This is a genomic window from Mesorhizobium sp. ORS 3428 (assembly GCF_001854785.1).
In the GTDB taxonomy this organism is placed as follows: domain Bacteria; phylum Pseudomonadota; class Alphaproteobacteria; order Rhizobiales; family Rhizobiaceae; genus Mesorhizobium.
In genome coordinates, this window is the sequence record NZ_MDFL01000002.1 from 48,103 (window position 1) to 70,083 (window position 21,981).

Genomic DNA, 21,981 nt, shown 5'->3' on the forward strand with positions numbered 1-21,981 from the left:
TTTGATTTTACGCATGTCTTTGTCCCCAAACCGGCTCCCACTTTCGGGAGACGTGCTTTAGCCAGCAACCAGCATCGTCAGATAGATGGCGGTCGCCGAAAGAGCCGCGAACAGGCCGATCAGTAGCCCGTCTGCGATGCGATAGAGCTTCAGCGCCTGCCTTATGTCGGTGCTTTCGGCCTCGCGCCGGCCGCCTTCGCCCATGAAGGYGTCCTCGACGACCTCGCCGCCATAGCTGCGCGGCCCAGCCAGGGAGAGCCCCAGTGCGCCGGCCATGGCGGCTTCCGGCCAGCCGGCATTGGGGGAGCGATGCTTTCTCGCGTCGCGCCGCATGACCCGCCAGGCGTTGCCGGGATCGGCGCCCTTGACGAGGAAGGCCGCCAGCACGATGAGCAGGCCGGTGAGCCGCGAGGCCGGCAGATTGATCAGATCGTCGAAGCGAGCGGCCGCGCGGCCGAAGGCCTCGTATTGCGGGGTGCGGTGGCCGATCATCGAATCGGCGGTGTTGGCTGCCTTGTAGGCCGCGCCGCCGGCCAGCCCGGCGATGCCTGTCCAGAAGGCCGGCGCGACGATGCCGTCGGAGAAATTCTCGGCCAGGCTTTCGATCGCGGCGCGGGCAACGCCGGCCTTGTCGAGCGTTTCCGGATCGCGGCCGACGATGCGCGAAACGGCGATTCGGCCGAGGGTCAGTCCACCGGTTTCCAACGCGTCGGCGACATCCTCGACATGCTCGGCGAGGCTCTTCTGAGACAGCAGCGAGGAGCCGAGGAGGGCCGCAATGACGAGGCCGGACGGGAAAATCAGCCAGAGCAGGACATGCAGCGCAAGGCCGATGCTTGCAGGCACCAGCACGATAGCCAGCAACGCCTGGACGCCGCGCCGGCGACGCAATTCGTCGGAATCGGTGGYGCGGTTGAGCCAGCGATCTAGAAAGGATATCAGCCTGCCGATCCAGGTGACGGGATGGCCRATGGCACGGAACAGCCAGTCCGGATATCCAAGGGCAAGTTCAACGGCGAGTGACAGGAAAGCGATCAGGATCGACATGAAGCTTCTTGGCGGAGCGATTGCAGCAGTTGATCATGGCGGCAGCCTTGGCCGGGCAAGCGCCCTCTTTCCTCATGCGCCACAGCCTTTCGTTGACCTCTCGACAGGGATCAATCCGCACTCCTATCCGCTTTTCGATCTGCCCGCCACCGCCCAGTCGCGATTGCCTGAGGAAGGACGGCTGCGCGAATTGGCCGAAATCGCGGCCAGCACCTATGGCGCGCCCTCGGCAGCGCATGTTGCGGCAGCGCCCGGCACGCAGATCCTTTTGCCCCGCGTCGCCTCGCTGGTGAGGTCCGGCAAGGCGCTCGTGCTGGGCCCGACCTATGCCGAGCACGCCAGGGCAGCGGCGATCGCTGGCCATGCTGTGGCGGAAGTGGACAATTTCGACGCCTTGGCGGAGGCGGACCTTGCGGTGCTGGTCAATCCGAACAATCCGGATGGACGAATCATTGAAAGGGATCGCCTGCTCGGTCTCGCCACGCGGCTTCGCAGCAGGGGCGGTCTTCTGGTCGTGGACGAGGCCTTCATGGATGTCGGCCCGACCGAACAAAGCCTCGCCGGCGATGTCGGGGCGGGCGGCATCGTGGTGCTGCGCTCCTTCGGCAAATTCTTTGGGCTCGCCGGCATCAGGCTTGGCTTCGCGCTTGCTGATCCTGTGACGGTCGAGCGGCTCGAAGCGCAGCTTGGGCCTTGGGCCGTTGCCGGCCCCGCGCTCGAATACGGTATCCGCGCCCTGGCCGACGCGGAATGGCAAGCTGCCATGCGACAACGACTGGCAGCCGATACCGAGCGGCTCGACGCGCTGCTCAGAAAATCCGGCGTTCCGGTCGCTGGCGGCACCAATTTGTTCCGCTATCTGTCTTTGGCCGAGGCCCCAACCCTGTTTTCGGCGCTCGGCGAGCGCGGCGTGCTGGTGCGCCATTTCGCCGACCGGCCCCAGGTCCTGCGAGTCGGCTTGCCAGGCAGCGACGAGGAATGGCACCGCCTCGAAGCCGCCCTTGCGGCCTGGGCGTCGCGGCGCGGCGATGCGCCGAAGGAGATCGTGCGATGATCCATGTCTGTCCGCTGTCGAAAGTGGAGGAGATCGTGGCGAGAACCGGGGCCGAGCGGCTGCTCTCGCTGCTTGCCGCCGGCACCGAGGTGATCCGCCCGGCCTCGATCCTGGCGGAGAACCATTTGCATCTGGTCATGCACGACATCGCCGTCGCGCAGGAAGGCATGACCATGCCGGGCGAGGAGCATGTGCGCGCGCTCCTCGATTTTGCCTATCGCTGGGACAGGGCAAGGCCGCTGGTCGTGCACTGCTATGCCGGGATCAGCCGCTCGACGGCGTCCGCCTATATCATCGCGGCTGCGCTGGCGCCCAAGCGCGATGAGGCGGAACTGGCTAGGACGCTGCGCCTCCTTTCACCGACGGCGACTCCCAATCCACGCCTGATTGCGGTCGCGGATATGCTGCTCGGACGCGAAGGCCGCATGATAGCGRCAATCGAAGCAATCGGACGCGGTGCCGATGCTTTCGAAGGGACTCCCTTCGAGCTCGACATTGAAGGTTGAGCCTGCGCTGTTCGGCTACGACAGCCAGTCGGTAAGCTTCGCCTTACGCACGTCCCTGACCAGATTGATGAAGCCGTCGGCCTGATGCTCGGCGGTCAGCCGGCCCTTTTCGGCGGTGGCGATGCTGGCGTCGCCGACCACGCCGTTCGGGTTGAGGTCGCTGGCGATCCAGGCGAAGGCATGCGTGYCGGTGTGGCGCAGCAGGGCGAACTCCTTTTCGGCGCGTCCGACATTCGAGACGAAATTGTCGGCCTTGCCCATATCGACGAGATCCGGCCGGAAGTGCAGCATCAGCGAGGTCTCGACATCGCCACCATGGATGCCGTGACGATCCTCGAGCTCGGTAAACATGCCGRCCGGGCGGCCGAAGCGCTGCCAGCTCGTYTTCACCGCCAGCATATTTGCACGCACACGCAGTTCGCGCGTGATGATGCCCATGATCTCCTCGWTGCCGCCATGCGAATTGACGACGATCAGCTTCCTGACCCCGGCACGTGCGATCGACAGGCCAAGCTCGGTCCAGGTATCGACGAGCGTGGTGGCCGGCAAGGTGAGCGTGCCCGGCGCATGCAGATRCTCATTCGACTTGCCCACCGCCTGGACCGGCAGGATGCGGATGTCGAGATCGTCGGGTAGGCGCGCGATCACCGTCTCCAGCATGCCCATCATGATCGTGGTGTCGGTCGAGACCGGGAGGTGAGGGCCGTGCTGCTCGATCGCCGCCACGGGCAGCACGGCAATCGTCGCCTCCGCGTCGATCGAGGCATATTCGGTCGTCCGGTAGTCGCCCCACCACACGCGTCTTGTCGTCACTTTCGTCTCCCGAATGTCCTGCTGCCCGCACAGGGTGGTCTAGTGCGCTTGGCGGCTGCAGGCAACCATCACCCCGCAGCCAACACCTCCACCTCGACCTTGAATTCCGGTCGGGCAAATCCGGAGACGATCATCAGCGTCGAGGCCGGCGCCGGATCGGAAAACAGCCGGTTGCGGACGTCCATATAGGCCTGCAGATGCGCGCGGTCGGTGACGAAGGCGTTGATGYGCACCACATCGTTCAGCGTCAGCCCGGCCTCGCTGAGGATCGCGGCGATGTTCTTGAAGCAAAGCTCCGTTTGCGCTCCGGCATCTTCGGGGACGGCGTCGTCCGGACCGATTCCCAACTGGCCCGAGCACAGCACAAGGCGCTTTCCCGCCGGAATTTCCACGCCGTGGCTATAGCGGGCAAATGGCGGCTTGATCGACCTGGGGGCGAGGTATTTGAGCATGGCATTCTCCTGTCGGCAGGCAGACTAAGGCCGGATTCATGAAAGCTTCAAGATGCGGTGCATGCCGTCCGGGCGATTATGGACAGGCGTCCAAAAAATGGGCACGATGCCCCTCGTACAGCATGACCCGTCCGGTCTCGGCAATCATTGCCGCGCAAACAGGCGGCCCAGGCGGTGGCATGTGTCTTGCTTCTTGAACCAATGGTGTCGAGCCCCGCGCGCAGCGCGCCGGAGCCAACAGAAGGTGATGTTGATGTACGGAAAAGAAAAGATCCTGGCGGGCGCGGTCGCGCTGCTGGCGGCGGGCACGCTGGGCGCGGCCGCCAATGAGAAGGTCACCTTCGGCACCAACTGGCTGGCCGAGCCGGAACATGGCGGCTACTATCAGGCGATCGCGGATGGAACCTATGCCGCCTGTGGCCTCGACGTCACCATCATGCAGGGCGGCCCGCAGGTGAGCGGCCGGCCGATGCTGCTGGCCGGCAAGATCGATTTCTACATGGGCGGCAACCTGCTCTCGGCCTTCGATGCCGTGCAGCAGGGCATTCCGATGCGCGTCGTCGCCGCCGACTTCCAGAAGGATCCGCAAGTCATCATGTCCCATCCGGGAGAGGGACTGGACAAGTGGGAAGACCTGAAGAACGCGGACCAGTACATCCTCGGCGACGAGGGCACGCAGACCTTCTTCCAGTGGATGGTGACCGATCTCGGCTTCGACGCCGCCAAGCGCGTGCCCTATACGTTCAATCCGGCGCCCTTCATCGCCAACAAGAAGTCGATCCAGCAAGGCTATGTGACGTCCGAGCCATTCGCCGTGCATAAGCAGGGCGGCTTCATGCCGAACCAGTTCCTGCTCGCCGACAATGGCTGGGACACCTATGCCACCACCATCGAGGTGATGCAGGACACGATCGACAAGCGGCCGGAGGTCGTGCAGTGCTTCGTCGATGGCTCGGCCAAGGGCTGGTACAATTACCTCTACGGCGACAACAAGGCCGCCAACGACATGATCAAGAAGGACAATCCGGATATGACGGATGAGCAGATCGCCTTCTCGATCGAACAGTTGAAGAAGTTCGGCATTGTCGACTCCGGCGACACGGAAAAGCTCGGCATCGGCRCCATGACGGAAGCGCGCATCCAGAGCTTCTACGACAAGATGGTCAAGGCCAAGGTCGCGCAGCCGGGCATCGACATCAAGAAGGCCTATACGCTAGCCTTTATCAACAAGGGTGTCGGGCGGGAGCTGAAGAAGTAAGGCGGCCTGCCTGAGATGATGCAGGAGAAAGTGGCGCAGACGCCAGCAGCAGTGTCGGGCGAGGGCCCGATGCTGCTTTCGCTGCGTAATGTCGGCAAAGTCTTTTCCAACGGCGTGACGGCGCTGAGCAAGGTCGACCTGGCGATCCAGGAAGGCGATTTCCTCAGCCTGCTCGGCCCGTCTGGCTGCGGCAAGTCGACGGCGCTCAGGCTGATCGCCGGCCTGTCGACGCCGACCTCCGGCCAGCTCGATTGGGGAGGCTCGATCGACCGCTCGAACATCGGCTTCGTTTTCCAAGAGCCGACGCTGCTGCCCTGGGCCAGCGTCTTCGACAATGTATGGCTGCCGCTGCGGCTAAGAGGTGTCTCGCGCGCAGAGGCCAAATCCGCGGTGATGGAGATGCTGTCGCGCGTCCATCTCACCGGCTTCGAAAACGCCGTGCCGCGCGAGCTTTCCGGCGGCATGAAGATGCGCGTCTCGATCGCCCGCGCCATGGTGACGAAGCCGCGCATCCTTTTGATRGACGAACCCTTCGCGGCGCTCGACGAAATCACCCGCTTCAAGCTCAACAACGACCTTCTGGAGCTTTGGCAGGACGAGCGTTTCACTGTCGTTTTCGTCACGCATAGCGTCTTCGAAAGCGTGTTCCTGTCCAGTCGCGTCGTCGTCATGGCGGCGCGGCCCGGCCGCGTCTACGGCGAGCTCGCCGTCGATGCGCCTTACCCGCGTGACGAGGCATTCCGGACCTCACCCGACTATGCCGCCCTTTGTCGGCAGGCCTCGGACGTGCTGGTGAATGCCATCAACTCAACCACCGGACCGCATCATGACGGCCACTGAAGACACCGCGTTGAAGCTCGACCCGGAAGAGGCGCGCCGCGTTCGCCAGGAGCGACTGGAGCGGATCGGCAAATGGGTACTGCCGCTGGCGATCATGGTGCTGGCGATCTGGCTGTGGGACCGCATCTGTGTCTGGAACGAGATCCCGCAATATATCCTGCCGCGCCCTGGCGTGGTGCTGCAGACGCTGCATGACGATTCCGGGCTGCTGTTCTCTTCGCTCCTGGTGACAATCAAAATCACCTTCCTGAGCCTCCTTCTTGCCGTGATCGGCGGTGTCGGGCTGGCGGTGCTGTTCGCGCAGTCGAAATGGGTGGAAATGTCGTTCTTCCCCTTCGCCATCGTGCTGCAGGTGACGCCGATCGTCGCCATCTTTCCGCTGATCAACATCTACATCAACAATCAGACGACAAAGCTTCTGCTCTGTGCCTGGATCGTCGCCTTCTTCCCGATCCTCTCCAACACCACGCTTGGGCTTAACTCGGTCGACCGCAATTTGCGCGACCTGTTCAAACTCAACGGCGCGACCCGTTGGCAGCAATTGCGCTATCTGCGCCTGCCGGCGGCCATGCCCTATTTCCTCGGCGGCCTGAAGATCGCGGGCGGCCTGTCGCTGATTGGCGCGGTGGTGGCCGAATTTGTGGCCGGTGCGCAGGGGCAGTCGTCCGGGCTTGCCTCGCGCATCATCGAGGCCGGCTACCGGCTCAACGCGCCGAGGCTGTTCGCGGCCCTGATCCTGATCTCGCTCACCGGCATCCTGATCTTCCTGGTGCTGTCGCTGGTGTCGCATCTCATCCTGCGCCGCTGGCACGAAAGCGCGTTGAAGCAGGAGCGGTAAATGACTGAAAGGCTGGCGCGAAGCACCCCCCTCTGGCCTGCCGGCCATCTCCCCCTCAAGGGGGGAGATCGGACTTCCTCTCGGATTTCGCCAATGTCCGATGTTGCAAGGTGTGCGCCGCGATTGAAGCTGCCAATCTCCCCCCTCGAGGGGGGAGATGTCCGGCAGGACAGAGGGGGTAAGCCTTKATACCAGCCTCTGGTTCTTACCGCCTCGCCAGCGCTCGCGTTCATCAATCGCTGACGCCTGGTCTCGCCGCAACCTTCGACGCCGATGGTTTCGCTCTTGCCGACATATCTGTCGCCGACGGCAGGATCACGAGCATCGTTGCGCATGCCGGATCGAAGGCGCCCGACGATGCGGTCGATCTCGGCGGGCGCATCGTGCTGCCATGCTTCGTCGACTGCCACACCCATATCGACAAGGGCCATATCTGGCCGCGCAAGCCCAATCCCGACGGCACCTTCATGGGCGCGCTCAACGCCGCCGGCGCCGACCGTACCGCGCGCTGGAGCGCCGAGGATGTCGCGCGGCGCATGGATTTCTCGCTGCGTTGCGCCTACGCGCACGGCACCAAGGCCGTGCGCACGCATCTCGACAGCGTGGCGCCGCAGGAGGAGATCTCCTGGCCGGTGTTCGAGACGATGCGCGAAAGGTGGCGCGGGCGCATCGAACTGCAGGCCGCCTGTCTTCTGGGAATCGAAAGCGCGCGCGACAAGACCTGGTTCGAGCGGCTGGCGAAACGGGTCGCCGCGGCCAAGGGCATGCTCGGCGTCGTCACCTATATGGTGCCGGACCTCGAGGAACTGCTCGACCAGGTTTTCGCGCAGGCTATGAAGCACGGTCTCGATCTCGATTTCCATGCCGACGAGACCGACGACGTCGCGGCGATCTCGCTGAAGAAGATCGCCGAAGCTTCGCTATGGAACGGTTTTGACGGCAACATACTGGTCGGCCACTGCTGCTCGCTCTCGCGCCAGCCCGACCTCGAGGTGCTCGACACGCTGGACAAGGCGGCGAAGGCGGGGCTGGCCGCGGTGTCGTTGCCGATGTGCAACCTCTATCTGCAGGACAGGCGCAGCGACAACACGACGCCGCGCTGGCGCGGCGTGACGCTGCTGCACGAGATGAAGGCGCGCGGCATCAAGGTGTCCGTCGCCTCCGACAACACGCGCGATCCGTTCTACGCCTATGGCGATCTCGACATGCTGGAAGTCTACCGCATGGCGACGCGCATCCTGCATTTGGACCATCCTGTCGGCGACTGGCCGAAGGCTGTGGCCGCAACGCCGGCCGAGGTGATGCGGCTCGACGGCGCCGGCTTGCTCGCCGCCGGCGGCAGCRCCGACTTCATCGTCTTCAAGGGGCGGAGCTGGACCGAATTGCTGTCGCGGCCCGAATCGGATCGCATCGTGGTGCGCGAGGGCAGGGCGATCGACCGCCGGCTGCCCGACTATGCCGAACTCGACGAACTGATGGTGGAATGATGGATATCGCAGCGCTGAAGCGCGATCTCGAAGGGCTCAAGATCGACGACCATCCGGCGATCATCCAGCAGAAGAGCCGCGACTTCTATTGGTACAGTCCAGTTCTCAAGAAGCAGCTCGACCATATCACCGGCGACCTGATCGTCACGCCAAAGAACGAGGAGGAGGTGATCCGCGTGCTCGCCGCCTGCCACCGGCACGGCATCCCGGTAACGCCGCGCGGCAGCGGYACCGGCAATTACGGCCAGGCGATGCCGCTGTCGGGCGGGGTGGTGCTGAACCTCGCCGAGATGAACGAGATCAAGACCATCGCGCCGGGGCGCGTTGTGACCGGGCCGGGGGCGGTTCTAGCCGACATAGACAGGGCGACGCGGGCACATTCCGAGCAGGAGCTGAGGCTGTCGCCATCGACCTACAACACGGCCTCGATCGGCGGCTTCATCGCCGGCGGTTCGGGCGGCGTCGGCTCGATCAATTTCGGCGGCCTGCGCGATTTCGGCAACGTGCTGCGCCTGCGGGTCGTGACCATGGAGGCCGAGCCGAAAGTGCTCGAGCTCACCGGCGAGGCCCTGCACAAGGTCACTCACGCCTATGGCACCAACGGCATCATCACCGAGGTCGAGATGCCGCTGACCGCCGCCTATGACTGGATCGACGTGATCGTCGGTTTCGACACCTTCATGGCTGCGGCCCACTACGGCAACGCGCTTGCCTGCCAGGACGGCATCCTGACCAAGCTGATCACGCCGATCGCCGCGCCGGTGCCGTGGCTCTATTTCAAGCGGCACCAGAAGTTCCTCCGCGAAAGGCAGAGCATCTGCGTCGTCATGGTGGCGCGGCATGGACTCGATGCCTTCCTCGCCTTCAGCCGGCGTGCCGGTGGCGAAATCATCTTCAATGCGGCGACGGCGACGGACGAGGACAAGAAGGGCCTGCCGCCGGCCTACGAGCTTGCCTGGAACCATACGACGCTCCGGGCGCTCCGCGTCGATCCTTCGATCACCTACCTGCAGTCGCTCTATCCGTTCCCCAACCAGCTCGCGCTTGTCGAGAAGATGGACGCGATGTTCCCAGGCGAGGTCTTCTCGCATCTCGAATTCGTGCGGCTTGACGGCAACATCACCTGCTTCGGCCTGCCGCTGGTCAAGTTCACCACTGAGGCGCGRCTCGACGAGATCATCCGGCTGCACGAAGACAATGGCTGCCCGATCTTCAACCCCCACCGCTACACGCTGGAGGAGGGCGGCATGAAGCAGACCGACGAGATCCAGCTTGCCTTCAAGCGTGAGACCGACCCGCAGGGGCTGCTCAATCCCGGCAAGATGATCGCCTGGGAAAATCCGGACTACGATTATCGTTCCGGCCGGACATTCCTATTCAAGGGGCTGCAGAAGGCGGGGTGAGACTATGACGGAGGTGCCTCGCGCTGAGCTTCGGGAAGTTCTCCCGTGAAGATCCTCGTGCTTTACGCTAGCTTCAATGCCGCTCTGCACAGGATGATCGTCGAGCGGTTGAGCGCGGCGGGCCATGTGATCGACGACTGCGATCTCTATGCCGAGGATTTCGATCCGCGGATGACGCGGGCCGAGCGGCTCGGCTACCACTGCCAGCGCGGGCCGAACGATGCGGTGGCCGGCTACGTCGAAAGGCTGCAAAAGGCAGAGGCGCTGGTGCTGTCGTTTCCCGTCTGGAACTACGGCTATCCTGCCATCCTGAAAGGGTTCTTCGACCGCGTCTTCCTGCCCGGCGTGTCGTTCAAGCTGGTCGACGGCAAGGTGCGACCGACGCTGCACAACATCCGTAAGCTCGCTGCCGTCACCACCTATGGCGGCAGCCGGTTCCGGGCGATGCTGATGGGCGATCCGCCGCGCAAGGTGGTGAACCGCATACTACGGGCCACCATCAAGCCCGGCGCTCCCGTTTCCTATCTTGCGYATTATTCGATGAACCTTTCGACCGACGAGTCGCGCAAGGCCTTCATGGCGAAGGTGGCCGCCAGGATGGATCAATTCTGATGCGCGTGCTGGTGGTCTATTGCCATCCGGTGCCCGAGAGCTATTGCGCGGCGATCCGCGACACGGCGATAGAGGTGCTGACGCGAAGAGGCTGGGACGTGCGGCTGCTCGACCTCTATGCCGAGAATTTCAATCCGGTGATGAGCTGCGAGGAGCGGCGCTCCTACAACGACCGCGCGCCGGACGATCCGGCGCTCGCGCCGCATTTCGAGCATCTGCAGTGGGCCGAGGCGATCCTCTTCATCTATCCGACCTGGTGGTACGGCCTGCCGGCGATGCTGAAAGGCTGGTTCGACCGCGTCTGGGCGACCGACATCGCTTTCAAGCTGCCGGTGGGAAAGGGCAGGATCAAGTCGCTGATGACACATGTCACCAAGGTCGGCGTCATCACCACCTGCGGCGCGCCGACCTGGTGGAGCGTCGTCGTCGGCCAGCCCGGCCGCAAGACGATCCTGCGCGGCATGCGCGCGATCTGCGCCACGCGCTGCAAGACCTTCTTCCTGGCGCATTACCTAATGGATTCCTCGACGCCGAAGAGCCGGGCGGCGTTCCTGGCGAAGGTAAGGGCGAGGCTGGAAAGGTTTTGAGAGTAGCTCTCTTCTCCCCGTTTTACGGGGAGAAGATGCCGGCAGGCAGATGAGGGGCAGCGCGATCTTACAAAGTCTGGCGCCGCCCCTCATCCGCCCTTCGGGCACCTTCCTTCTCCCCGTAGAACGGGAGAAGGAAGAGGTCACATCCTCACCCGTTCCGCCTTCGGATCATACATCGGCTTCAGCGATGCTTCCGCGGCGAAACGTTCGCCGGCGATCTCCACCTCGTAGGACGAGCCCAGCACGTCCGCCTCGCTCTCGCCCTTGCAGGACACATAGCCGAGGCCGATCGCTCCGCCGAGATGGTGGCCGTAATTGCCGGAGGTGATCGGGCCGACGATCTTGCCGTCGCGCAGGATCGCCTCGTTGTGGAAGAGCAGGGGCTGCGGGTCTTTCRGACGGAACTGCACCAGCCGGCGTGACAGGCCGGCTTCCTTCTTCCTGAGCACCGCGTCGCGGCCGATGAAGCCGGGCTTGCTCGTCTTCACGGCGAAGCCAAGGCCCGCCTCCAGCACATTGTCCTCGTCGGTGATGTCGTGGCCGAAATGGCGGAAGGCCTTTTCGATGCGGCAGGAATCCAGCGTATGCAGCCCGCAGAGCTTCAKGCCGACACCGGCGCCGGCATCGGCGATCGCCTCGAAGACATGGGCCGCCTGGTCGGTCGAGACATAGAGCTCCCAGCCGAGCTCGCCGACATAGGTGACGCGGTGGGCGCGGGCCAGCCCCATGCCGATCTCGATCTCCTGGAAGGTGCCGAATGGATTGGCTTCGTTGGAGAAGTCGTTCGGGCTCACCTTCTGGATCAGCTTTCGCGAGTCCGGCCCCATCAGGCAGATCACAGCCTCGGAAGCGGTCACGTCGGTGATGACGACGAATTCGTCGCCGACATGCCGCCTCAGCCAGGCGAGGTCGCGCTGCAGCGTGGCCCCCGGCACGACGAGGAAATAGGCCGTCTCCGAAAGCCGCGTTACCGTGAGGTCGCTTTCGATGCCGCCCTTGGCGTTGAGCATCTGCGTATAGACGATCCTGCCTGGCCCGACGTCCATGTCGTTGGCGCAGAGCCGCTGCAGGAAGGCGCAGGCATCGCGCCCCTCGACGCGGATCTTGCCGAAGGAGGTCATGTCGAACAGGCCGACACCGTTGCGCACCGCCAGGTGCTCCTCGCGCTGGTTGTCGAACCAGTTCTGCCGCTTCCAGGAATAGCGATATTCGCGCTCCTGGCCTTCGCGGGCGAACCAGTTGGCGCGTTCCCAGCCGGCAACCTCGCCGAAGACCGCGCCGCGCGCCTTCAAATGCTCATGCAGAGGCGAGCGGCGCACGCCGCGCGAGGTCGCCATTTGGCGGTAGGGGAAATGGTCGGCGTAAAGCAGGCCAAGCGTTTCTGAAACGCGCTCCTTGAGGTAGCGGCGGTTCTTCTGGAAGGGCTGGGCGCGGCGGATGTCGACCTCCCAGAGGTCGAAGGGCGCCTCGCCGTCGTTGATCCATTGCGCCAGCGCCATGCCGGCGCCGCCGGAGGAGACGATGCCGATTGAGTTGTAGCCGGTCGCCATCCAGTAGCCGGAAAGTTCCGGCGCCTCGCCGAGATAGTAGCGGTCGTCCGGCGTGAAGCTTTCCGGACCGTTGAAGAAGGTGTGGATGCCGGCGGTACCCAGCATCGGCATGCGGTTGACGCCCATTTCGAGGATCGGCTCGAAATGCTCCATGTCCTCGGGCAACTGATCGAAGCAGAAATCCTCGCGGATGCCATCCATGCCCCATGGCTTCGCTACCGGCTCGAAGGCACCGAGCATCATCTTGCCGGCGTCCTCCTTGTAATAGGCGCATTCGTCCGGGACGCGCAGCACCGGCAGGCGRGTAAGGCCGGGGATCGGCTCCGTGATGAGATAGAAATGCTCGCAGGCGTGCAGCGGGATGGTGACGCCGTTCTGGCGTCCAAGCTCGCGCGCCCACATGCCGGCGCAGTTGACGACGATGTCGGTCTCGATTGTGCCCTGGTCCTCGCCTTGCGCCCAGAAGACGCCGGAAACGCGGCCGTTCCTGGTGTGGACCTTGGTGACCTTAACGTTTTCGATGACGGTCGCTCCGCGCTGGCGCGCGCCCTTGGCCAGCGCCATGGCGATGTTGGCCGGGTCGCATTGGCCGTCGAGCGGCAAGTGCACCGCACCGACCACGTCGGAGACGTTGAGATGCGKATACATCTCCTTGACTTCGCTCGGCGAAATCTCGTGCACGTCGACATCGAAGGCGCGGGCGAGCGAGGCCTGCCTATAAATTTCGTGCTTGCGCTCCTCGGTCAGCGCCACGGTGATCGAGCCGACCTGGCGCATGCCGGTGCCGACGCCGGTCTCGGCTTCGAGCTTGACGTAAAGGTCGGCCGAGTATTTCGCCAGCCGCGTCATGTTCTGCGAGGCGCGCAACTGACCGATCAGGCCGGCCGCATGCCAGGTCGTGCCGCAGGTGAGCTGCTTGCGTTCGAGCAGCACGATATCGGTCCAGCCGAGCTTGGCCAGATGATAGGCGACCGAGCAGCCGGAGACGCCGCCGCCGATGATGACGGCGCGGGCCTTGGTGGGGATGCTCTTGGTCATGCGGCCTCGCGGCGATAGTTGGAGGCGAAGCGGCGCACGCGAAGCGCCGCTTCCTGAAGCACGGCTTCGGGCTGGCAGAGGCTGATGCGGACGTGGCCGGCGGCGGCCTCGCCGAAGCTTGAGCCCGGCATGACGCCGACCTTTTCCTTGTCGAGCAGCGCCCAGGCAAATTTCTCATCGTCAGGCTCGACGGCCGAGATGTCGAGCATGACATACATGCCGCCTTCGGAGCCGTGCACCGTGAGTTCATTTGCGTCGCGTATGGCATCCAGGAAGACGGTGCGGCGCGCGGCGTAGCGCTCGGCGATTTCCTGTACGCCGTAGTGGCTTTCGAGCGCCTCGGCGCAGGCGATCGAGATGAAGGCCGGCAGGCCGTAGGTCGTCACCAGGTTGAGGTCGGCCATCAGCGCGATCATCGCCTTCGGGCCCGTGAGCCAGCCCATGCGCCAGCCGGTCATGCCGTGGCTTTTCGACATCGAGTTGATGACCAGCGTGCGCTCGGCCATGCCGGACAGCGAGCGCGGCGAGATGTGCTCGCCGCTGCCGAGCGTCCAGTAGACCTCGTCCGACAGGAGCCAGAGATCGTGCTCCTTGCAGATTTGGGCGAGCTGCTCGAGCCGTTCGCGCGAATAGACCGCGCCTGTCGGGTTGTTCGGCGTGTTGATCAGGATGGCGCGCGTGTTTGCCCGGAGCGCGGCGCKGATCATGTCGGCGCGAGGCTGGAAGCCGTCCTCGGCCGGCGTTTCGACCACGGTGAAGCTCGCGCCGGCGGCGCTGAAGGTGTTGGGGTAGGTGGCATAATAAGGCGCAACGACGATGGCATGATCGCCGGGATCGAGCACGCCCTGCACCGCGGCGTAGAGCGCGCCCTGGCCGCCGGCCGTGGCGATGATCTCGTCCGGCTCCGTCAAGATACCTGTGCAGGCGGTGGAGGCCGCCGCCATGGCCTTGCGCAGGCGCGGCAGGCCGGGGAGCGGGGTGTAGTGGTGGTTGCTGCCGCGGACGGCGTTGACGCAGGCCTCGATCGTTTGCGACGGCGTGTCGAAGTCATGGTCGCCGACCGAGAGCACGATGATGTCCTCGCCCGCGGCCCTGCGGGTCCAGGCGGCGAAATGGACTTCCCAGCCATCCTTGCCCGAAGGCACGATGCCGGTAATGCGCTTTGATGGTTTTGGCATCAGGTTACTCCCGAGATGTGATGGCCGGCCTGCTCGAGCCGGTCGCGCAAGGCAGCAATGTGAGCTGGGCCGACTTCGCAGCAGCCGCCGACGATGCTGGCGCCAGTCTCGACCCAGTCCATCGCCTGGTCGGCATAGGCGTCTGGATCGAGGTCGTGGCGGGCGTGCAGCACGTCTACCGTTCCGCCATGCTTGAGTGCCTCGACTGAGGTGAAGCCGTTGGCATAGGCGCCGACGGAACCTCCTAGGGCGAGGAGTTCCGGCAACGCGGCGGTGATGGCTTCGGGGCGGCAGCAGTTGAGCAGCCGCGCCGACACCGGCAGATCGCCGAGGGCGCCGGCCGCGGCCGCAATGCTTTCGCCGCTGCGGAGGCGGGGCGTCCCATGGTCGGCGAGAGTCCAGGAGACCCAGACCGGCTTGCCGCTTTCGCATGCCGCCGTGACCGCAGCGCGCCCCTCTTCGGCGGAGGCCATGGTCTCGCACAGGAACAGGTCGACACCGTCGGCCTGCTCGGCAACGATGCGGCGATAGATGCCGAGCGTCTCCTCGAAGGAAATGGTCAGTGCGGGCGCGTAGCTGCCGAACAAAGGCGACAGGCAGCCGGCGATGGCGGCGTCGCCCGCTTCGTCACGCGCCTGCCTGGCGAGCTCGATTCCACGCTTCTGCAGAGGCTCGAACAGCTCCCCGGCGCCCTCGCGCGCCAGTCGCTCCGGCGTCGCCGAATAGGTGTTGATGGTGATGACGCGGGCGCCGGCGCGGATGAATTCGGCATGCAGGCCGCGCACCAGTTCCGGCTCGTCGATCAGCACCCTAGCCGACCACAAGGGCGTCGGCTCGGATTTGCTTCGCCGGACCAGTTCCTGGCCCATGCCGCCGTCGGTAAGGATGACGGCTGTCATGCCCGCAACCTCTCGTTCTTGGGATCCCAGAGCGGCTCGTCCTTCTGCACCACCGCCTTGAAGCGGTCGCCGAAGATCTCGACCTCCACGGCGGTGCCCGGCTCGGCGAGATCGGCGCGCAGCATGCCGAGGGCGATCGATTTGCCGACGCGGTGGCCCCAGCCGCCCGAAGTCGTCTCGCCGACGATTTTCCCGTCATGCCAGAGCGTCGACATATAGGGCGCATCGCATTCGCCGGGATTCTCGACGACCAGCGTGACGAAGCGCTTCTTGACGCCCTGCTGTTTCTCGTTGAGCAGAGCCGCCTTGCCGCGGAAGTCGGGCTTGTCCCATTTGACGAAGCGCTCCAGCCCGCCCTGCAGGATCGAATAGTCGGTCGACAGATCACCCTTCCAGGCGCGATAGCCTTTTTCCAGGCGGAGCGAATCCAGCGCGTACATGCCGAACGGCTTCAGGCCATGCTTCTGGCCGGCGGCCCAGACGGCGTCGAAGACCGCTATGGTGTCGGCTACCCTGGTGTGAATCTCCCAACCGAGCTCGCCGGCGAAGGAGACCCGCACCAGCTTCGCCCAGCGCCCGGCGATGGTCGTTTCCTGATGTGTCAACCAGGGGAGCGACAGATCCGCGTCGCACACCTCGGCAAGGATCTTGCGTGAGTTCGGGCCGRCGAGGATCTGGGTGGAGTACTCTTCGGTGCGGTCGGTCAGCGTGAAGGCCGCGCCGGCCGGCACGCGCGACTTCAGCCATTCGAAATCATGYCACTGCGCCACCGCCGCGGTGATCAGCGTYATGTGGTCCTCGCCATCGCGCACGACCGACATCTCGGTGACTATGCGACCCTTGTCGTCGGCGAAATAGACCAGGCCGATCCGGCCCGGCTTCGGCACAAGGCCGGTGACCTGCAGCGCCAGCCATTCGGCGRCACCCGGACCTTCGAGGTTGAAGCGCGAGAAGCCGGGCAGGTCGAGGATGCCGGCGGCGTCGCGCACGGCCAGGCATTCCTCGCGCACGCGGTGTTGCCACGGGCYGTCGCGGCGGAAGGTCAGCGTCGATTCCTCCGAAGTGTGATCGCCCGGTTGCGCATACCAGGTGGCGCGCTCCCAGCCATTATAGGCATCGAACTGGGCGCCCAGCGCCTTGATGCGGTCATGCAGCGGCGAGTGCTTGCGGTCGCGCCCCGCGGGCCAGGCATGGCGCGGGAACTGGATGGCGTATTCGTTGCCGTAGATTTCCATACCCTTGGCAACGCAATAGTCGGGCGCGGAAGCGAAGGCGGTGAAGCGGCGCGGATCGCAGGACCACATGTCCCACTCGGTTTGGCCCTCCGTCACCCATTCGGCCARCACCTTGCCGGCGCCRCCCCCTTGCGCGATGCCGAAAGTGAACACGCAGGCCTCGAAGGCGTTCGRCACCCCGGGCATCGGCCCGATCAGCGGGTTACCGTCCGGCGCATAGGGGATCGGCCCGTTGATGACCTTGGAAAGGCCGGCGGTGCCGAGGATCGGCACGCGGGCGACGGCGTCGGCAAGATAGTGCTCCAACCGGTCGAGATCGTCGGGGAAGAGCTGGAAGGAAAAATCCTCCGGCATCAGATCGTTGTGGCCCACCCAATGCGCGCGGCAATTGCGCTCATAGGGGCCGAGATTCATCCCGGTCTTTTCCTGGCGCAGGTAGTAGGACGTGTCGACGTCGCGCAGCAGCGGCAACTTGTGGCCCTGTTCCTTCGTCCAGGCGGCGAGCTCGGGGATCTCTTCGAACAGGATGTATTGATGGCTCATCACCATCATCGGCACCTCACGGCCGAACATTTTTCCAACTTCGGCAGCGCGGTAGCCGGCGGCGTTGACGACGATCTCTGAGCGAATCTCGCCCTGCGGCGTAGTGACAACCCATTCACCGTTCTCGCGGCGAACGCTGGTCACCGGGCAAAAGCGGATGATCTTGGCGCCCATATCGCGCGCGCCCTTGGCAAGCGCCTGGGTCAACTGCGCCGGGTCGATGTCGCCATCGCTCGGATCATAGAGTGCGCCCTTGAGGTCGTGCGTCTCGATAAAGGGATAGCGCCGCTTGATCTCGTCGAGCCCGACGACGTCGATGTCCATGCCCTGGTAGCGGCCCATGCCCTTGGCGCGCTGGAACTCCTGCATGCGCTCTTTGGTGTGCGCGAGCCTGAGCGAGCCGGTGACATGGTAGTTCATCGGATAATCGACCGCCTCGGCGAGGCCGCGGTAGAGCTCGGTCGAATAACGCTGCATGTTCATCAGCGACCATGACGAGGAGAAGGTCGGCACGTTGCCGGCGGCATGCCAGGTCGAGCCCGACGTCAGCTCGTTCTTTTCGAGCAGCACGCAATCGGTCCAGCCCGCTTTGCAGAGGTGGTAGAGCGATGACGCACCGACGACACCGCCTCCGATGATCACAACGCGTGCCGTGGTCGGTAAACCGGCCATGTTCTCCTCCAATCCAACGCGCGTGATGACGCGTTTTTTTCTTTTTCATGCATGCCGTCGTCCCAAAACCGATGCACATTTTTGGGCGGCATGCACTGGTTCAWTAGACGGGCGGCGAGACCACCCAGATGACGACCGCCGCTTCGGTGCCGGGATTGCGCCAGCGGAACGGCTTGCCCTCGAAGCGAAAGCTGTCGCCTTCGCCAAGCCGATGCCAGACGCCGCCGATCTCGATCTCGAAGGTACCGGATGCGACATAACCCGCTTCTTCGGTCGGGCGGCGGGCTTCGGCCTTCAGCTCCRCGCCCGGCGCGAAGACCGAGCGCAGCATCTCGAAGCTGCCGCCTAGGTCGGGCGAGAGAAGTTCCTCCACCAGGCCGGATTCGCTTGTGCCGAGCGAGCGGCGGCGGCCGGCGCGCACGATCACGCCGCGCTCCTCTTCGACGGGCACGTCATGGCTGAAGAACAGGCTGAGCGGGACGCCGAAGAGTTCGGCGAAGGCCCTGAGGTCGCTTAGCGAAGGGACCGACAGGCCGCGCTCGACCTGGCTGACCCAGCCGACCGAGCGCCCGAGCTTGAGAGCGATCTCGGCGAGCGTCAGCCCGCGCGCCTTGCGCAGCGCACGGATGTCGCCGGCCAGCAACCGCTCGCCACTGTCCTGCTCCGATCTAGCGGCCGTCGAGGTCAATTGCTCCTCATGAAAAAATCTGCTCAAATTTCATGAGACAGCAGACATGTGAAAAAATCAAGTAGATTTTCATGTGGTGTAAGATTTGCTTGCGCGATTTTGGCGGTTGATGCAAAGCCTCGCCGACTAGCGGCGAGTGGGGCGTCCGGTCGAGGACCAATGAGTTATTCGTGTCTGCGGGTGGTCATTGCGGGAACCAGGTTGCCGGGTCCAGCCATGCGTGAAGGGACGGCCCATGCTGGAAAAGAATAGCCGGATCGCGCTCGATGCGGCGATTGTCGACGAGGCGATCATGTCGCGACGGTCGGTGCGCGCCTTTTTGCCCGATATGGTAGACGACGAGACGATCCGCGCCATCCTCACCGTCGCGGCGCGGGCGCCGTCGGGAACCAACATGCAGCCCTGGCGGGTCTATGTGACCAAGGGCGAGATAAAGCAGCGCATCAGCGACGCTATCCTCAATTCCGGCATTCGCGCGGAGAAGGCGGAATGGGACGAGTATCGCTACTATCCCGACCAGTTCTTCGAGCCCTATCTCAGCCGGCGCCGCGCCAACGGGTTCGGTCTCTACGGCGCGATCGGCATCGGCCGGCGCGAGGTCGACAAAATGCGGGCGCAGCACGACCGCAACTTCGTCTTCTTCGATGCCCCGGTCGGCATGATCTTCACGGTCGACCGGCGACTCAACAAGGGATCGTGGATCGACTACGGCATGTTCCTGCAGAACATCATGGTCGCGGCGCGGGGCAGGGGCCTGCATAGCTGTCCGCAGGCGGCCTTCGCGCCCTATCACCGGCAGATCCGTCCGGTGCTCAATATTCCAGCCGAGGAGATCGTTGTCTGCGGCATGGCGCTCGGCTACGAGGACACATCGAAGCCCGAGAACGAATTCCGCACCGATCGCGCGCCGCTTGAAGACTGGGTGACGTTCGCGGAATAATGCCGCTGGAGCTATTCCGCGCTCACATGCGCGCCATGGCCGCTGACATGGGCGCCGTCCTGCGGCGTGAGCCTGAGATAGGCTGATAGCGCGCAGAGCGTGATCAGGGCTTCGATGACGAACAGGATGCGGTAGTCGTTGACGCTGGCCTGGCCGCCTCCGGCAAGCAGCGACAGCAGAGCCGCCGCCAGGCCGACGCTGATCGCGACCGCCAGCTGCCAAAGGATGTAGTAGAGCGCGCTGAAGCGGGAAAGCTGCTCCGGCGCGATGTCCGAATAGGCGAGATTCCCGGTCGAGGCCCATTGCACGGAACGGAAGAGGCCGAAGACGAAGATGTAGGTGAGCACGATCCAGTGCGGCGTGCTTTCCTGCATCAGGGCAAAGCCGGCGACCAGCAGGGCGACAATCGGCGTGTTGGCGACCAGCACGCGCCTGAAGCCGTAACGGTTGAGARTGCGCGGCATGAAGAAGCGCATCAGCACGGATCCGATGGCAGCGACAAAGGTCAGCGATCCCGCCTGCACCGCGCTCATGCCGAAGCCGAGCTGGAACATCAGCGGCAAAAGGAACACCACCGAGCTCAGTCCGATCGTGTCGAGACCGCCGCCGGTGAGGAAGCTGATGCGGAAGGTGCGGATGCGCAGCAAATTGAGATCGAGCAGCGGGTTGCGGGCGCGCAGGCAGTAGAAGGAGGCGACGGTCAGGATGGCTATCGCCAGCCCAAGCTCCATGGCGATGCTGCCGCCTGCGACTTCCTTCGCGGCCAGCGAATCCATACCGAAGACGAGCAGGGTCATGCCGCTGCCGACGAGCAGAAAGCCGGGAAAGTCGAAGGGCGTGCGGACGGGCTTGGTCGTCGTGGGGAATAGCGAGACCGCGAGCAGGGCAGCGGTCAGCGCGATCGGTATGTTGATGTAAAAAATCCAGCGCCACGAGACGTAAGTGGTGAGCGCGCCGCCGACCAACGGCCCGACCAGCGGCCCGGACTGGCCGGCGAGCGAAATGTACATGTTGATCTTCAGCGTGCGGTCGCGCGGGAAGCTAGACAGGATCACGACCTGGCCGAGCGTGCCCATCAGCGCGCCGCCGAACCCCTGAAGCGCGCGCGAGCCGACTAGCATCCAGATGTTTTCCGACAGGCCGCAGAGCGCCGAGGCGCTGGCAAAGACGAGCAGCGCAAAACAGTAGACGTTGCGCAGGCCGAAGCGATCAGCCAGCCAGCCGCCGAGCGGCATCGTGACGATGAGGCTCGCGACATAGACGGTGATGAGAAGACCGAGTTGGCTCGGCGGGCGATCCAGGCTTTCGCCGATGCCGGGGAGCGCGGTCACCACGACATTCTGGTCGAGGCTGGTCATGAAGACGCCGCAGGCGACCGTTGCCGGCAACAGCATCGACGGCTCGCCCACCGGAGCAAAGCGGGTCGTGGCTGTCGCCGTAGTCTCTGCGGTCATGGGAGGGTATTGTCGAACCGGTTGCCTGGACGGGCGCCTGCCCCGACAAGCGTCCGTGATTCCTTATCTATCGCCCCGCTGGGCCAAGGCTCAAGCAGCAGTTGTGGCCGTCGATAGTGCCAGCCGTCTGCTGCGCCAACCCATTGGTGCTGCGCTTCTTGACGCAATTCCGAATGGAAAACCGTTCCTGGAATTGCCCTAAAGCGCGTCGCGCTGACACGACGCGCTTTAGGTCTTTGTTTTGATGCATGTCGTTCCCCAAAACCGCTGCGCACTTTTGGGCGACATGCATTAATGCACCTCGTAGCCGACTTCCTCGCTGGCGTGGCACAAGGCCTTCCAGAAGGAGCGCGCGAAGGAGCGGAACACATAGATGTCGAACTGATCGGCGCCGCTGCGCTGGATCTGGGCGAAAATGTCGTGATGATTGGTCGAGCGGCCGGCGCCCAGCGGGAAGGCCGGCAAGGCGAAGTCGATGGCGAAGAATTTCGCCAGCACCCATTCCGCTTTGGGGCCGGCGACGCGGATCGCGGTGYGGCCGTGCGACAGGTCGGTGAGCGTGCCGACTGAAGGTGTGATCACGCCTGTGAACGCGGACGCCAAGCCCTCGACCTCGTCGACCACGGTGAATTTGCCCGGTGCGAAGCCGAATGCCGATTTCGCCCCGTTGACGACACCGCCGCCGGCGCCGTCAGGTAGGGCAAGACCTGTCACCTTGTATATGCCTGACATCAGCCGCTTCTCCTCGCCCGGCCAGGCCGCAAACTGCAGGATCGAGCCCGGCCGCGTCTCGGACAGGATGACGTCGACGCCATGCTCGAAATTGCCGTGCGAGCCCGGATGGTAGACCGGCTCAAGCGGCGACAAGCGCTCGGGCAATTGGC

20 protein-coding genes are annotated in these 21,981 nt (G+C 64.4%); 10 read left to right on the forward strand and 10 right to left on the reverse strand.

Annotated elements, in window-relative coordinates; all coding sequences use genetic code 11:
* Positions 1-57 precede the first annotated feature (57 nt).
* Positions 58-1,047 carry an adenosylcobinamide-phosphate synthase CbiB gene (gene cbiB, locus ORS3428_RS01775; protein ID WP_071094095.1) on the reverse strand — a complete coding sequence of 330 codons (990 nt, stop codon included), beginning with the start codon at positions 1,045-1,047 and terminating at the stop codon, positions 58-60.
* Between cbiB and cobD the strand changes: the two genes are divergently transcribed.
* Both cobD and ORS3428_RS01785 read left to right on the forward strand, forming a co-directional pair.
* Positions 1,046-2,101, forward strand: coding sequence for a threonine-phosphate decarboxylase CobD (gene cobD, locus ORS3428_RS01780; protein ID WP_071094096.1), 1,056 nt, complete (start codon positions 1,046-1,048; stop codon positions 2,099-2,101). The genes cbiB and cobD overlap by 2 nt on opposite strands.
* On the forward strand, positions 2,098-2,607 hold the full coding sequence (locus ORS3428_RS01785) for a tyrosine phosphatase family protein (protein WP_071094097.1): 510 nt from the start codon (positions 2,098-2,100) through the stop codon (positions 2,605-2,607). Before cobD ends, ORS3428_RS01785 begins: the two co-directional genes overlap by 4 nt.
* Before the next feature lie 15 nt (positions 2,608-2,622).
* Here ORS3428_RS01785 and ORS3428_RS01790 read toward each other — a convergent pair whose 3' ends face one another.
* Positions 2,623-3,420 (reverse strand): creatininase family protein, encoded by a 798-nt coding sequence (locus tag ORS3428_RS01790; protein WP_071094098.1) that lies wholly within the window; start codon positions 3,418-3,420, stop codon positions 2,623-2,625.
* Between the two features lie 68 nt (positions 3,421-3,488).
* Entirely contained in the window at positions 3,489-3,872 is a 384-nt protein-coding gene (locus ORS3428_RS01795) for a RidA family protein (RefSeq protein ID WP_071094099.1), read from the reverse strand.
* A gap of 253 nt (positions 3,873-4,125) precedes the next feature.
* On the opposite strand from ORS3428_RS01795, the gene ORS3428_RS01800 reads away from it, so the two are divergent.
* The 7 genes from ORS3428_RS01800 to ORS3428_RS01830 all read left to right on the forward strand — a co-directional run bounded on the left by ORS3428_RS01800 (position 4,126) and on the right by ORS3428_RS01830 (position 10,897).
* On the forward strand, positions 4,126-5,130 hold the full coding sequence (locus ORS3428_RS01800) for an ABC transporter substrate-binding protein (RefSeq protein WP_071094100.1): 1,005 nt from the start codon (positions 4,126-4,128) through the stop codon (positions 5,128-5,130).
* Between the two features lie 15 nt (positions 5,131-5,145).
* Positions 5,146-5,970: an ABC transporter ATP-binding protein gene (locus ORS3428_RS01805; protein WP_071094101.1), complete on the forward strand. Its 825-nt coding sequence runs from the start codon at positions 5,146-5,148 to the stop codon at positions 5,968-5,970.
* Positions 5,957-6,808 (forward strand): ABC transporter permease, encoded by an 852-nt coding sequence (locus ORS3428_RS01810; RefSeq protein WP_071094102.1) that lies wholly within the window; start codon positions 5,957-5,959, stop codon positions 6,806-6,808. Before ORS3428_RS01805 ends, ORS3428_RS01810 begins: the two co-directional genes overlap by 14 nt.
* Positions 6,809-6,996: 188 nt before the next feature.
* Complete coding sequence (locus ORS3428_RS01815) at positions 6,997-8,295, forward strand: cytosine deaminase (protein WP_071094103.1); 1,299 nt, start codon at positions 6,997-6,999, stop codon at positions 8,293-8,295.
* Complete coding sequence (locus ORS3428_RS01820; protein ID WP_071094104.1) at positions 8,295-9,698, forward strand: FAD-binding oxidoreductase; 1,404 nt, start codon at positions 8,295-8,297, stop codon at positions 9,696-9,698. The genes ORS3428_RS01815 and ORS3428_RS01820 overlap by 1 nt, the downstream gene beginning before the upstream one ends.
* 45 nt (positions 9,699-9,743) lie before the next feature.
* Positions 9,744-10,310, forward strand: coding sequence for an NAD(P)H-dependent oxidoreductase (locus tag ORS3428_RS01825; RefSeq protein ID WP_071094105.1), 567 nt, complete (start codon positions 9,744-9,746; stop codon positions 10,308-10,310).
* Positions 10,310-10,897 (forward strand): NAD(P)H-dependent oxidoreductase, encoded by a 588-nt coding sequence (locus ORS3428_RS01830; protein WP_071094106.1) that lies wholly within the window; start codon positions 10,310-10,312, stop codon positions 10,895-10,897. Before ORS3428_RS01825 ends, ORS3428_RS01830 begins: the two co-directional genes overlap by 1 nt.
* Before the next feature lie 143 nt (positions 10,898-11,040).
* Here ORS3428_RS01830 and ORS3428_RS01835 read toward each other — a convergent pair whose 3' ends face one another.
* The 5 genes from ORS3428_RS01835 to ORS3428_RS01855 form a co-directional block, all read right to left on the reverse strand.
* Positions 11,041-13,488 (reverse strand): GcvT family protein, encoded by a 2,448-nt coding sequence (locus tag ORS3428_RS01835; protein WP_071094107.1) that lies wholly within the window; start codon positions 13,486-13,488, stop codon positions 11,041-11,043.
* A complete protein-coding gene (locus ORS3428_RS01840) occupies positions 13,485-14,666 on the reverse strand; it encodes a pyridoxal phosphate-dependent aminotransferase (protein WP_071094108.1) in 1,182 nt (393 codons plus the stop codon). The genes ORS3428_RS01835 and ORS3428_RS01840 overlap by 4 nt, the downstream gene beginning before the upstream one ends.
* On the reverse strand, positions 14,666-15,565 hold the full coding sequence (locus ORS3428_RS01845; RefSeq protein ID WP_071094109.1) for a homocysteine S-methyltransferase family protein: 900 nt from the start codon (positions 15,563-15,565) through the stop codon (positions 14,666-14,668). The genes ORS3428_RS01840 and ORS3428_RS01845 overlap by 1 nt, the downstream gene beginning before the upstream one ends.
* On the reverse strand, positions 15,562-18,015 hold the full coding sequence (locus tag ORS3428_RS01850; RefSeq protein WP_071094110.1) for a GcvT family protein: 2,454 nt from the start codon (positions 18,013-18,015) through the stop codon (positions 15,562-15,564). Before ORS3428_RS01850 ends, ORS3428_RS01845 begins: the two co-directional genes overlap by 4 nt.
* Before the next feature lie 100 nt (positions 18,016-18,115).
* Positions 18,116-18,703 carry a helix-turn-helix domain-containing protein gene (locus tag ORS3428_RS01855; RefSeq protein WP_108722946.1) on the reverse strand — a complete coding sequence of 196 codons (588 nt, stop codon included), beginning with the start codon at positions 18,701-18,703 and terminating at the stop codon, positions 18,116-18,118.
* Between the two features lie 235 nt (positions 18,704-18,938).
* On the opposite strand from ORS3428_RS01855, the gene ORS3428_RS01860 reads away from it, so the two are divergent.
* Positions 18,939-19,643 carry a nitroreductase gene (locus ORS3428_RS01860; protein ID WP_071094111.1) on the forward strand — a complete coding sequence of 235 codons (705 nt, stop codon included), beginning with the start codon at positions 18,939-18,941 and terminating at the stop codon, positions 19,641-19,643.
* A gap of 11 nt (positions 19,644-19,654) precedes the next feature.
* On the opposite strand, the gene ORS3428_RS01865 is transcribed toward ORS3428_RS01860, so the two are convergent.
* Together ORS3428_RS01865 and soxG are read right to left on the reverse strand one after the other, a co-directional pair.
* Complete coding sequence (locus ORS3428_RS01865; RefSeq protein WP_071094112.1) at positions 19,655-21,097, reverse strand: MFS transporter; 1,443 nt, start codon at positions 21,095-21,097, stop codon at positions 19,655-19,657.
* Between the two features lie 291 nt (positions 21,098-21,388).
* Complete coding sequence (soxG, locus tag ORS3428_RS01870; protein ID WP_071094217.1) at positions 21,389-21,976, reverse strand: sarcosine oxidase subunit gamma family protein; 588 nt, start codon at positions 21,974-21,976, stop codon at positions 21,389-21,391.
* Positions 21,977-21,981: the final 5 nt, after the last annotated feature.

Coding starts and splice junctions, on each gene's coding strand:
- cobD (WP_071094096.1), top strand. CDS start 1,046: ATGAAGCTTCTTGGCGGAGCGATTGCAGCAGTTGATCATGGCGGCAGC.
- ORS3428_RS01810 (WP_071094102.1), top strand. CDS start 5,957: ATGACGGCCACTGAAGACACCGCGTTGAAGCTCGACCCGGAAGAGGCG.
- ORS3428_RS01830 (WP_071094106.1), top strand. CDS start 10,310: ATGCGCGTGCTGGTGGTCTATTGCCATCCGGTGCCCGAGAGCTATTGC.
- ORS3428_RS01845 (WP_071094109.1), bottom strand. CDS start 15,565: ATGACAGCCGTCATCCTTACCGACGGCGGCATGGGCCAGGAACTGGTC.
- ORS3428_RS01860 (WP_071094111.1), top strand. CDS start 18,939: ATGCTGGAAAAGAATAGCCGGATCGCGCTCGATGCGGCGATTGTCGAC.